Here is a 13031-nt window from a genome sequence, read left to right on the forward strand (position 1 = left end):
ACCCAAAAGCCCCTTTCTTCTGGCCAGAAATATCCTGGGGGTGAATTGGCCAAAGGCCAAGAGGGGGCAACGCCCCCTGCACTCAACCAACCTGTGCGCCGAAGGCGCTCAATTAGGGCATTCCGGCTTTAACCTGAGACAGCAGTGAAAGGCGGAACGCCTGCAACGAGTGAGCGGAGCACGGCATTTCGCGAAGACCCTTGGTGCAGGTTTTTCGCGAAACGCTTTGGGTCAAGCTCCGTCAATCCGGGGCGAGCATGTATCCTTCGCCCCGAACAGTCTGGAGATAGCGGGGCTGCTTTGGATCGGCTTCGATCTTGCGGCGCAGGCGCGTGATTTGCACGTCCACCGCCCGTTCCTGAGCTTGTCCCTTGTCGCGGCCCAATTCCTCAACCAGCATTGCGCGGCTTACTGGCTCACGCAGGTTTTCCGAGAAGATACGCATCAGTTGAACCTCGGTCGCGGTAAGGCGTACCGTTTCGTCACCGCGCATCAATTCGGACCGTTCGATGTCAAAACGGACATAACCCATTTGCAAAACCTTGGGGGCAGTCGCCTCGATCTCAGGATCTGGCATTCGCCTCAAGATGGCATTGATCCGAAGCAGCAGTTCCTTGGGCTCAAAGGGCTTTGCCAAGTAATCATCCGCGCCCGCCTCAAGACCACTAATCCGGTCTTCGGTTTCACCTTTGGCCGTAAGAAGCAGGATTGGCGTCGCAATCTTTTCCCGCAACGATCGTGTCAGCGCGACGCCATCTTCACCCGGCATCATCACGTCCATCACGATCATGTCGAACTCCAACCCGGAAAGAATGCGTCTTGCATGTTCCGCATCGCGAGCAACGGACACAAGAAAGCCGTGGCGCGCCAAGAATTTGCGCAGCAAACCGCGAATGCGCTCATCATCATCCACGATCAGAAGGTGGGGCGCGGGTGCTGTCATGTGTCCTTTTCCCGGATAGCATGGTATTTTCGGCGCAACTCCGGATCCATCATGGCCTCCAACACTTGCCGGAAACCAGCAACGGCTTCTGGACCTGCTTCGCGATAGGCCGCTCGCATGCGATTGCGCTGCGCATCCGAGAGCTTGCGTTCAAGAGATTTTCCCTCGTCAGTCAAATGCAGGTTTCGCTCCCGCTTGTCCGACGTGCCAATGTGGCTTTCGACCAAGCCGTCCTCAATCAAGGTCCGCAAGACCCGGTTCAAGGATTGCTTGGTAACGCCAAGAATACCCAAAAGGTTGTTCACCGTGGTTCCGGGGCATCGGGAAATGAAGTGGAGTGCCCGGTGGTGCGCCCGACCGTAGGCAAGAGTCGCAAGAATGCGGTCAGGATCGGCGGTGAACCCGCGATAGGCAAAAAACATTGCCTCGATGCCCTGACGCAGTTGTTCGTCGGTTAGAAAAAGGAGGGTCTCACCACCTTGACGGTCCGGCATGCTGCACCCCTCTGAACTGAATCAAACTTCCCGCCATATTATGTCAGCTTTATTGACATTCCAAGAGCGAACTGGTAGCGAATCGCAGTTTTGGCGCAATATTGTGTCCACTTCGGACGTATCTTGCGCAACATATGCAAAGTACACCCTTGGAGCGGGAGAAAGACGATGACTGGCTACGATGATCGTGATGGTAAAATCTGGATGGACGGACAACTAGTCGACTGGCGTGGCGCCAATGTCCATATCCTGACGCATGCACTGCATTATGCCAGTTCAGTATTCGAGGGCGAGCGTTGCTATGACGGGAAGATCTTCTTGTCGCGGAAGCATTCCGAGAGACTTTTGAAATCCGGTGATCTGCTGGATATGCCAATTCCCTATACCGTTGACGAGATCGAAGCCGCCAAGCGCGCTGTCCTGGACGCCAACAATCTTGAGGATGCCTATGTGCGCGTTGTCGCCTTCCGTGGTGCGGGTGAGGACATGGGTGTCGCCTCTGCTCGCAACCCTGTGCGCATGGCAGTCGCCGCTTGGGAATGGGGCAATTACTATGGTGATGCCAAGATGAAGGGTGCAAAGCTCGATATCGCCAAGTGGAAGCGGCCCAGCCCCGAGACCATCCCCACCGCCGCCAAAGCTGCTGGCCTTTACATGATCTGCACCATGTCCAAGCATGCCGCCGAAGCCAAGGGGTGTTCGGACGCGCTTTTCATGGATTACCGTGGGTACGTCGCCGAAGCCACGGGTGCCAATGTATTCTTCGTCAAGGATGGCGAGGTGCATACACCCGACCCGGATTCGATCCTTAATGGCCTTACGCGGCAAACCGTGATCGGGATGCTTGAAAAGCGTGGGATCAAAGTGAACGTGCGCCACATCATGCCCGAGGAACTGGAAGGGTTCGAGCAATGCTGGCTGACCGGTTCGGCGGCGGAGGTCACGCCCGTGGGTCAGATCGGCGAGTACACCTTCGAGGTGGGCGCTTTGACGCGTGAGATTGCCGAAGGATACGAGAAGCTGGTTCGTAGCTAAGTGGCAGGCCGCCCTACCCTTCCGGCGTTCATCGAAGGCTATGGCCCGGTAACGCCATGGGATGGGTCGGCTATTCGACTTGCTCCGCCTCGTGCGCCCAGATTCGGGGGCAACGCTTTCCGCACCCAATCGCTTGAGGCCGCGCTTGCGGCCTCTGGCCTCCAGGATGGAGCCACGCTGTCATTTCATCACCATCTGCGGGATGGGGATTCCCTAGTGGTTCAGACCCTTGAGGTTTGTGCAAAGATGGGGGTGCGCGACCTGCATATCGCGCCCTCGTCGATATTTCCCTGTCATGCCGGTTTGGTTCCGCTGATTGAGCGGGGGGTTATCACGCGGATCACCACCAGCTACTTGAACGGTCCCGTGGCTGACGCTGTACGCGCGGGCAAACTGGCCACGCCGGCAGTTTTGCAAACCCACGGCGGGCGGGCGGCGGCCATTGAGTCTGGAAGGCTTTCAATTGATATTGCGGTGATCGCCGCACCGGGTGTTGATGCGATAGGCAATCTAAGCGGTGCTGTTGGTCGATCGGCCTGCGGGCCCTTGGGCTATGCCATGGTGGATGCAGCCCATGCGGCGCATGTGATCGCGGTCACGGATATGCCGGATCAAGTATTGCCGCGTATTTGTATTCCTCACGACCGCGTCGATCAGATTGTTAGGGTGGATTGCCTTGGAAACGCCTCTAGGATTGCCTCCGGCACCACCGCCCGTGCCCCCAGTGCTGGAGGTCAAGAAATCGCGGCGATGACCTCGGCCCTGATTGGAATGACCGAGATGCGGGCTCCCGGATTTTCCTTTCAAACCGGCGCTGGCGCAACTTCGATTGCGGTTGCCAAGGCGCTTGGGCCGCTCATGGCGGAACAAGGCATCGTTGGGGATTTCGCCTGTGGCGGAATCACGGCACCCTTGGTTAGGATGCATGAGGGAGGGCTTTTTCGAGAGTTGCGGGATGTGCAGGCCTTCGATCAGAAAGCTGTACGCTCTTACACCCATGACCCTACACACGTTGGAATATCCGCCTCGGACTATGCCAGCCCCGCCCACGCCGATGCCGTAGCGCATCAATTGGGGGTGGTCGTTCTTGGGGCCACCGAGGTGGATCGTGACCTGAACGTCAATGTCACGACCACCAGTGACGGGCGGATCATCGGCGGCTCGGGCGGGCATAGCGATGTGGCCGAAGGCGCGCGAATGACGATTGTCACAACGTCGTTGCAAAGCAAAAGCGGTCCAAAGATTGTTCGTGACACTCTGCACAGGACGACACCAGGGGCATCCGTCGATGCAGTCGTTACAGAAGCTGGCGTGACCATTTGCAGCGATAGATGGCGGCACGCCGTGCAGGACCTGCAAGAGGCAGGTATTCCAACACTGTCCCGGCACAATCTCTTTGGCAATCATGGAGACCCCGCCCCGCGCGATTGGCCAGAGGGCCGGATCGTGGCGGTCAGCGAATATCGTGATGGGCGCGTGATTGATGTGATCCGGGCAAACTGAAAAGGCCGGACACATGGTCCGGCCCTATTCGTTTGAGTTTGCCTAGGCTTAACCCGGACTCATCCCGCGCAGGCGTTCAGACCGCCGGCGCAGCAGTTCGACCGTTGTCAAAAGACAGATCGAGATTGCCACAAGGATCGTCGCCACGGCAAGAATGGTGGGCGAGATTTGTTCGCGCAGGCCGGTGAACATCTGCCACGGCAGGGTTTTCTGCCCAGCAGAGCCGACAAAGAGCACGACAACCACCTCGTCAAACGATGTGATGAAGGCAAACAACCCCCCCGAGATTACACCCGGCAAGATCAAAGGCATCTGCACCCGGAAGAAGGTGGTCACCGGATCGGCACCCATGTTGGCCGCCGCGCGTGTGAGCGAGCGGTCAAACCCGACCAAGGTCGCCGTCACCGTGATGATCACAAAGGGAATGCCAAGGGCCGCGTGTGCCAGAACAACGCCCCAGAAGGTACCTTGCAGCCCAAGCCGCGAATAGAAGAAGTACATCCCTGCCGCGGAAATAATCAGCGGCACAATCATGGGCGAGATTAGGATCGCCATGATCGGGCGGCGGAAGGGTACATGCTCAGAACTCAGGCCGATAGCGGCCAAGGTGCCGAAGCTTACCGACAGCAGCGTGGCAATCGGCGCAATGGAAATCGAGTTCCACATCGCTTGTTGCCAGTCATCGTTGGTGAAGAAATCGCGATAGTGCTTGAGCGAATAGCCTTCAGGATCAAGCCGCAGCATTTCCGGCGTGAACGTGAAGAAGTCTTCAGCGTTGAAGCTAAGAGGCATCACCACGACAATGGGCGTGATCAGGAAGAAGAAGATCATCCCGCAGATCACCCGGAACAGGAAATGATAGAAGACCTGTAGTGACGTGGTATAGGGGGGCAGTTTGGAGCGATAGCGCCCCTCGCCCAACCAGAAGATAAACCACCCGAAGAACCAGCCAAAAGCAAGGCCAATCAGCCCGCCCATGGCGCCGCCAAAAGCGAAACCGATTGCCGCGGTGCCCAACGTTGTAATCCAACGGGCAGCCTTTTCTTGCCGAAATACGGTGAGGAATACGACGGCTAAGGCCGCCGTTATTGCCGCACCGGCGAAAACGCCGAGTAGGCTATTGCCCTGCGCTGTACCAACGAAGAGACCACAGAAAGCACCGGCCGCCGCCACAACAGCGGCAACAAAGGGCACGGGTTTGGGTTCGATCACAGTAATGGTCATATCCGTTACCCCAGCTTCACGTTGTCGATGCCGACGATCTTGTCGTAGGCCCAGTAGAGGATCAGGACCGCCGCCAAAAGGATCGAGCCCAAGGCCGCTGCCAAGCCCCAGTTCAAAGAGCTTGAGATGTGATAGGCAATCCGGTTCGAGATGAATGTACCCGTCGTCCCACCCACGATTTCGGGCGTGATGTAGTAGCCAATGGCGAGGATGAACACGAGGATCGACCCCGCACCGATACCCGGCACCGACTGCGGGAAATAGACCCGCCAGAAGGATGTCCAGTTGGTGGCGCCAAGGCTACGCGCCGCACGAACGTAGGACGGCGGGATCGTCGACATCACCGAATACATCGGCAGGATCATGAAAGGTAGCAGGATATGAGTCATCGCCACGATCGTGCCGAACTGGTTGTTGATCATAATTAACCTGCCGGCATCATCCACAAGGCCCAACCAGACCAGCGTATCGTTGATCACGCCTTGTTGTTGCAGCATCACCTTCCACGCCGAAGTTCGCACCAGAAGTGACGTCCAGAAAGGCAAAAGCACGAGGATCATCAAAAGGTTGGCTGTTCGCATCGGAAGGTTCGACAGGAGGTAAGCCACGGGATAGGCCAGCAAGATGCAGCTGCCGGTAATGACCAGCGACATGAAAAGGGTCCGTTTGAACAGCATGATATAAATCTGCTGGTTCTCGGGGCGCGCTTCCGGACCATCAACCCCTTTCTGCATATCAATGGCGTTCAAAAAATAGCCCGTGGTGAAAGGCGGGCTGTAAACCTGAATGGTGCGCCAATTGTCTGTGGCAGCCCAATCTTCGTCCATTTCAAGAAAGGCTTCCTTGAACGCGATGTCGGGTTGCTCAGCCAGCATATCTTGGGCAGCACGCAATTCGTCCGCGCCAAAACCACTGTATCCTGAAAGGTCCACGCCACGCTTGAGATCTTGTACCAACGCGATCTTGACGGCCTCCCAAGGCTCTTCCTCGGCAACGACATCTTCGTCAGCAACTACTGTGAAGAGCGCAAAGGAAGTGTAAGCACGCGCCGTATTCGGCAAAAGATCGGAAATCTCCTGACCGGGCACAAAGCCGATGTTGCCACCAAAGTTGTCACTTGTAAGGCTGGCCAGCCGGTCCCGTTCTTCTTCAAGCAGACCCCTGTTTTTCGCCGCGTCCTCGCCACCGCTCATCAGCGTGTACCAAAAGCTCTCGTCTTCCCAGACTTCGTTGAGGTCCTCAAGCGCGTCAATGTAGTCTTCGCCGATATCATCGACGCTACGACCCGATGAGCGGAAAAGCGAGGAAACGCCGGTTTCTTCGTAATTCAGTCGCGTACCAAGACGCGTATGTTCCTTGGCCTCTGAAGCAAGGAACATATCATAATAAAGCGCCTCGTAGACCGCTTCGCCCGGAGCTTCGCCCGAAGTGGAATCCCAGCTTTCCAGCTGTTGCACGGTGCCAGGCAGCGTGTTCGAGACGATCTGGTTCTCGACCGAGCGAAAAAGCATATCCGCGATCGGCGCGATAAAGGTGACAAGAACAAAGATCAGCAACGGCGCGATCAACCCAAGGGCGCGCAACTTCTGCCGTCTGAGCGCGCGATTCAGGCTTCGCTTCAGCGGTGTGCCGTCAGCGGCCAGAACCGGGCCGGTATCGGTGGTATCGCTCATCTTGTCCCCGTTGGTGATTTCTTTTTGTGGGAGGAGAGGGCCGCAAACGGCCCTCCCGGTATCATATCAAGCGGCGGGCTGGATTATTGGGCCAGCCATGCTTGGAATTTGGCGTCGATATCGTCGCGGTAGTCAGCCCAGAACTCGTAGTTGTAGAGGAAGGTGTTCTTGGCGTTTTCCGGGTCGGTCGGCATGTGCGGTGCCATGTCGATACCCAGTTCCGCGTGTTGACCAACCAGCGGTGCCGAGGAGGCACGTGCCGGACCGTAGGAGATCCACTTGGCCTGATCGGCCAGACGCTGCGTGTCGGTGGCGAAGTAGATGAAGTCAAGCGCACGGGCCAGACGGTCCTCAGGCAGGTTGGCAGGGATGATCCAGCCGTCCAGGTCAAACACCTGAGCGTCCCACATCATCGCAACCGGCTGATCCTGCTCTTCGATCACGCTGAACAGACGACCGTTGTAGGTCGAGCCCATGAAGACTTCGCCATCGGCCAGAAGCTGCGGCGTGTCGGCACCAGCAGACCACCAGATCACGTCATCCTTGATGGTGTCCAGCTTGTCGAGTGCTTGCTGTTGACCTTCTTCGGTGGCCAGAACGTCATAGACTTCATCCTTGGCAACACCGTCGCAGAGCAGCGCCCATTCCATGTTGTTGATCGGGCGCTTTTCAAGCGAACGCTTGCCCGGATAAGTCTCGGTGTCGAAGACCGAGCAGATGTCGGAGGGCGCTTCGGCACCTTCAGGCACCATGTCGGTGCGGTAACCGAAGGTGGTCGAATAAACGATCTGCGGGATGAAGCAGTCGCCGACCAGCAGGTCACCAAAGTCGTCTTCAGCCGACGTGCCATCGGGCGCGGGGGCAAGATGCTCATCAGGGTCGATTTCCATGGCGAGGCCTTCGTCGCAGAGGCGCAGGGCGTCCGCGGCAACCACGTCAACCACGTCCCAGGTCACGTTGCCGGCTTCGTCCATGGCGCGGAGCTTGGCCACGGCTTCGGCCGAGCTTTCGTCCCAGACCACTTCGAGGCCTTCGTTCATTTCCTGGTAGGGGTTGGTGTAGGCGTTCACCTGGCTTTTCTGATAAGCGCCGCCCCAAGAGACGAGCGTCATCGAGTTCGCCATGTCTTCGGCGTGCGCCGAAACGGCTGCAACCGTCAGGGCGGTAGAAGCCATAAGGGTCTTTGTGAGTTTCATATCATACTCCCAAGTATCATCCCGTTTTACATTTCGGGCCAAGCGTCACGGGTGAAAACAGCATGGCCTCTGGCTCATCACAGTCCTTGTGGGCTGCGATTACTGTTAACTTATACCGCGTCGAGGGCCCGGCAATCCTGCGGCAACCAACCAATTTCCACTTGCTGGCCGGGTTGTAGGCGCTGTTGGTCCGCCGAGTTACGGGTCTTGATGATGAAATCGTCCTTGCCCGCAACCTTAAGACGCGTGCGGAAGACATCACCCATATAAATGAATTCGGCGACCTCGGCCTTCAGCGTGTGGGCGTTTTCGCCCAATTTTGCGGTGTCGACCTCAACACGCTCGGGGCGGATCGAAATCGTCGTGCGCTCGCCTGGCTTGCTGACGTTCACGGGCTTGGCATCAATCAGTTCACCGTCGTCAAGTTCAACCAAAGCAAGGCCATTGTTGATTTCCTTGATGGTGCCTTCAAGCGTGTTGTTTTCGCCGATGAATTGCGCAACGAAGCTGTTCTCGGGGCTTTCGTAAAGCTCATCGGGTGGGGCCAACTGTTGAATACGGCCATCGTCAAAAACGGCAACACGGTCCGACATGGTCAGCGCCTCGGTCTGGTCGTGCGTCACGTAGACCGTGGTGATGCCCAGGTCATGTGCGAGATTTGTGATCTCGAACTGCATATGTTCGCGCAGCTGCTTATCAAGGGCGCCAAGCGGCTCGTCCATCAAGACAAGCTCGGGCTCGAACACAAGCGCACGCGCCAGCGCGACGCGCTGTTGCTGACCACCCGAAAGCTGCGCCGGGCGGCGACCTCCAAAATCCCCCATCTGCACCATATCGAGCGCACGCTTGACCTTGGCCTCGCGATCGGACTTGCCGATTTTGCGCACCTCAAGCGGGAAACTGAGGTTCTCCGCCACGGTCATGTGCGGGAACAGCGCATAGTTCTGAAAGACCATGCCAATGCCGCGCTTGTGTGGCGGAATGTTGTTGATCGAGACACCGTCCAACATGATCTTGCCGTGGGTCGCCGTCTCAAAGCCGGCGAGCATCATCAGGCAGGTGGTTTTTCCAGATCCCGACGGCCCTAGCATCGTCAGGAATTCGCCCTTGGGCATGGAGAGATTCAGGTCTTTGACGACGAGTGTTTCACCGTCATAGCTTTTCTGCACACGTTCAAATTCCACGAACGCGTCGCGGTTTGCACTTTCGGCCACTTGCGGCTCCCTGTCGTTTGTTACTCGTGATTTTTTCACGTTCGGCTGGAACTAAAACGGCAAAATTCTTGGCTTGCAAGCCCATTTCGTCGGAAACTGAAACTTTCACGCAGCGGCAGAACAATCGGCCAGTTTTTAAGGCAAAAACGGTAAAAACGCCTTCACGCCATAGGGCGAGAAGGCGTTTTTGTTTTCCTTTTACTGATTCGCGAAAAGGGCGTTTTTCATTACCCCAAGACGGAATTTACCGCCTTTGCGGTCTTGGCCACGACTTCATCCGCTTCGGCTTGCGTCAAGCAGAAGGGTGGAGCGAAGCCAAGGATATCGCCCTGCGGCATTGCCCGAGCAATCACATGTTCCGATGCCAGCGCCGCCGCGATCTGGGGGCCGACTTTTTCGGAGGCGTCAAAGAAGGTACGACTGCCCTTGTCCTTCACGAATTCAACGGCGCAAAGCATTCCTTCGCCACGAACATCGCCCACATTGGCATGGTCACCCAAAGCCTCGGTCATGGTCTGGTTGAGGTAAGTGCCAACAGTACGGTTATTGGCGATCAGGTCCAGTTCATCCAATAACTTGAGATTGGCAACGCCAGCCGCAGCCCCAATCGGGTGCGCCGAGTAGGTCCAGCCATGGCCGATGGGGCCATTCTCGTCGGTGCCTTGCTCCAACACCTTCCACATCTTTTCGCCCACGATGGAGCCGGACAGCGGGGCATAGGCCGAAGTCAGACCCTTGGCGATCGTGATCAGGTCAGGCTCCAGCCCATAGTGGTCCGAGCCGAACATGGTGCCCAGACGGCCAAAACCGGTAACAACCTCGTCAGCAACCAAAAGGATGTCATGCTTCTTCAGCACCTCTTGGATTGCCGCCCAGTAGCCTGCGGGCGGCGGAACGATACCCCCGGTACCCAAAACCGGCTCACCGATGAAGGCGGCAATGGTGTCGGCCCCTTCGCGTTCTATGAGAGCTTCCAGTTCATCAACGCAATGCTGCACGAATTGCTCTTCGGTTTGATCAAGATCGTCACGGCGGAAGTAGTAGGGCGCTTCGGTATGGATCACCTGCGTCAGAGGCAGGTCAAACTTCTTGTGGAACAGTTCCAACCCAGTCAGCGAACCAGTCATCAGGCCCGAGCCGTGATAGCCGCGCCAGCGCGAAATGATCTTCTTCTTCTCTGGGCGGCCAAGGATGTTGTTGTAGTACCATATCAGTTTGACGTTGGTCTCGTTCGCGTCCGACCCCGACAGGCCAAAATAAACCTTGCTCATGTTCTTCGGCGCGCGGTCCATGATCATCTTGGACAGGGTGATGCTCGCCTCCGTGCCGTGGCCCACATAGGCATGGTAATAGGCAAGTTCCTTGGCTTGCTCGGCAATCGCATCGGCAATGTCCTGACGGCCATAGCCAACGTTGACGCAGTAAAGGCCAGCGAAGGCATCCAGCAGCTTGTTCCCGTCACGGTCTTCGATATGGCAGTTTGTGCCGCCGGTGATCACGCGGTTTGGGGCCTCACCCCGCGCAAATTGCGCAAGATGCGTCGAGGGATGGAAAAAGTTATCGCGGTCCCATTGGTCCAGTTGGTCGTTCTTCAGCATTTTTTGTCCTTTCGTATGGTACCGGCACCGGAATTTTCCGAAAACTCCGGACCGAAATCTTTGCAAGATTTCGCCCGCTCACGCCCAATCGCGGCAGACGTATTTGATCTCCATAAATTCTTCCATGCCCTTTCGGGCACCTTCACGGCCAAGGCCCGATTGCTTGACCCCGCCAAAGGGAATTGGCGCGCCGGTGACCTTGGTACGGTTCACAGCCACCATGCCGAATTGCAACGCGCGCGTCACGCGGTAGATACGGCGGGGGTCATGGCTGTGCAGATAGGCGACAAGGCCGTATTCGGTGTCATTGGCGCGGCGCACCACTTCTTCTTCTGTGTCAAAGGAAGTAATCGCCGCGACAGGGCCAAAAGTCTCCTCGTGCATGATGGCCGCGTCTTCGGGCACATCGGTCAGCACGGTGGGTTGGTAGAACAGCGGGCCAAGGTCGTCGCGCTTGCCTCCGCAAGCGAGCTTTGCGCCCTTCGACAGCGCATCGGCAACGTGTTCTTCCTGCTTTTGCACGGCTTTTTCGTTCATCAACGGACCAAGGTCGGGGTCATCCATGCCTTTGCCAAGAGTCAGGGCTTTGGTCGCCTCGACGAAACGATTGCAGAATTCATCGTAAATAGCACGCTCAACATAGATACGGTTGGCCCCAAGGCAGTCTTGCCCGGTGGTGGCCCATTTGGCACCCATTGTCTCTTCGATCGCGATGTCCATATCGCTACCCTTGAAGACGATCACAGGAGCATGGCCACCCAGCTCCATCACCAAGCGTTTCACCGTGTCGGCCGATTGGCGGTAGAGGAGTCGCCCCACTTCGGTCGAGCCGGTGAACGACAGGGCGCGCACGCGCTTGTCCTGCGTCCAAGGCTCAACAATGGTCGCGGCCTTACCGGTCAGCACATTGAAAACGCCCGCCGGAATACCCGCGCGTTCCGCCAGTTCGGCCAAGGCCAGCGCCGAATAGGGCGTTTCGCCAGACGGATGTGCCACGATGGTACAGCCCGCCGCCATGGCCGCCGCCGCCTTGCGCGTCAGCATGGCACAGGGAAAGTTCCACGGGGTGATCAGGGCCGCGACGCCCACGGGTTCCAACCAAAGCTCAACCTCGGCATCAGGAAGATGGCTTGTGACCCCTTCGATATTCGGGCGCTTGGCCTCTTCGGCGTAGTACTCCACGAAGCTAGCGGCATAGTCGATTTCGCCGCGCGCCTCAGACAGGGGTTTGCCCTGTTCCAAGACCATGATCCGCGCCAAGTCTTCCTTATGCTCCAGCATCAGGTCGAACCAACGGCGCAAGATGGCCGAGCGGTCCTGGGGCAAGGTCATGGACCAATCGGGAAAAGCCGACTGTGCGGCGTCGACAGCAGTTTGCGCCTGTTCGGCGGAGAGGCTGGCCACATCGCCCAGCACCACGCCATCGGCCGGGTTGGTCACTGTGATAGTCGCGTTTTCATCCCCTGCGGTCCATTTCCCGTTCACATAGGAAAAATTGCGGACAAGTCGGGCGTCGGTGACGCCATTGCGGGTCCAGATCGCTGAATCAGACATAATTCTCCCTCCGTTTGAGGAAGAATTATCTGTTCACAGGCAAAGGTTGGGGCTGAACTTCATAGCTATTACAGATGATTCTTCTTCAAGGAGCCCAATTTGCAGATGATTCACTCTGCAAGCTCTGCAATGGGTGGCATCGACGGGGATTTCACCGGCTTGGTCACGATATAGGTGAAGTACCGCGCCAGCCCGATGCGCGCCTCCAGCATCTCGTCGATCAGGCGTTGATAGCTGTCGATATCCGTGGTCACGATCTGCATCAGGTAATCAAACCCACCGCCCAGCGCCCAGCAGGCCGTGACCTCCTGATAATGCTGTACGCTTTCCTCGAACGCACGGAAGCTGGCTGGTGTGTGGTCGGCCAGTTCGGCGGCGACGAACACGGTGACATGCGGCCCGAGTTTCTTGAGGTTCAGCCGTGCGTTGTAGCCTTCGATGACCCCGGCATCCTCAAGTTTGCGAAGGCGTTCCCAACAGGGGCTTGCCGAAAGCCCTACACGTTCGGCCAATTGTGCCTTGGTGATGCGGCCATCGGTGGACAGCACCCGCAGGATGGCAAGATCACGATCATCGAGTTTCAGCATGCCTTGCCCA

General features: G+C 57.4%; 11 protein-coding genes. 2 read left to right on the forward strand and 9 right to left on the reverse strand.

What is annotated here, in order from left to right:
- Positions 1-241 precede the first annotated feature (241 nt).
- Positions 242-943 (reverse strand): response regulator, encoded by a 702-nt coding sequence (locus QZ498_RS02885; protein WP_294620055.1) that lies wholly within the window; start codon positions 941-943, stop codon positions 242-244.
- Complete coding sequence (locus QZ498_RS02890; protein WP_294620057.1) at positions 940-1437, reverse strand: MarR family transcriptional regulator; 498 nt, start codon at positions 1435-1437, stop codon at positions 940-942. The genes QZ498_RS02885 and QZ498_RS02890 overlap by 4 nt, the downstream gene beginning before the upstream one ends.
- Before the next feature lie 168 nt (positions 1438-1605).
- Between QZ498_RS02890 and QZ498_RS02895 the strand changes: the two genes are divergently transcribed.
- Positions 1606-2472, forward strand: coding sequence for a branched-chain amino acid aminotransferase (locus QZ498_RS02895; RefSeq protein WP_294620059.1), 867 nt, complete (start codon positions 1606-1608; stop codon positions 2470-2472).
- On the forward strand, positions 2473-3975 hold the full coding sequence (locus QZ498_RS02900) for a citrate lyase subunit alpha (RefSeq protein WP_294620061.1): 1503 nt from the start codon (positions 2473-2475) through the stop codon (positions 3973-3975).
- A gap of 48 nt (positions 3976-4023) precedes the next feature.
- Here the strand turns inward: QZ498_RS02900 and QZ498_RS02905 are convergent, their stop codons facing one another.
- From QZ498_RS02905 to QZ498_RS02935, 7 genes are all read right to left on the reverse strand, one after another.
- Positions 4024-5199, reverse strand: a complete 1176-nt coding sequence (locus QZ498_RS02905) for an ABC transporter permease (RefSeq protein WP_294620063.1) — start codon at positions 5197-5199, stop codon at positions 4024-4026.
- A gap of 5 nt (positions 5200-5204) precedes the next feature.
- Complete coding sequence (locus tag QZ498_RS02910; protein ID WP_294620065.1) at positions 5205-6872, reverse strand: ABC transporter permease; 1668 nt, start codon at positions 6870-6872, stop codon at positions 5205-5207.
- Between the two features lie 83 nt (positions 6873-6955).
- Entirely contained in the window at positions 6956-8068 is a 1113-nt protein-coding gene (locus QZ498_RS02915; RefSeq protein ID WP_294620067.1) for an ABC transporter substrate-binding protein, read from the reverse strand.
- A gap of 110 nt (positions 8069-8178) precedes the next feature.
- Positions 8179-9282, reverse strand: a complete 1104-nt coding sequence (locus tag QZ498_RS02920; protein ID WP_294620069.1) for an ABC transporter ATP-binding protein — start codon at positions 9280-9282, stop codon at positions 8179-8181.
- Between the two features lie 227 nt (positions 9283-9509).
- Complete coding sequence (locus QZ498_RS02925; RefSeq protein ID WP_294620072.1) at positions 9510-10880, reverse strand: aspartate aminotransferase family protein; 1371 nt, start codon at positions 10878-10880, stop codon at positions 9510-9512.
- Between the two features lie 78 nt (positions 10881-10958).
- A complete protein-coding gene (locus QZ498_RS02930; protein WP_294620074.1) occupies positions 10959-12434 on the reverse strand; it encodes an NAD-dependent succinate-semialdehyde dehydrogenase in 1476 nt (491 codons plus the stop codon).
- A gap of 110 nt (positions 12435-12544) precedes the next feature.
- A complete protein-coding gene (locus tag QZ498_RS02935) occupies positions 12545-13018 on the reverse strand; it encodes an Lrp/AsnC family transcriptional regulator (protein ID WP_294620249.1) in 474 nt (157 codons plus the stop codon).
- Positions 13019-13031: the final 13 nt, after the last annotated feature.

The sequence above is a fragment of the uncultured Roseovarius sp. genome, from assembly GCF_913057115.1.
In the GTDB taxonomy this organism is placed as follows: Bacteria; Pseudomonadota; Alphaproteobacteria; order Rhodobacterales; family Rhodobacteraceae; genus Roseovarius.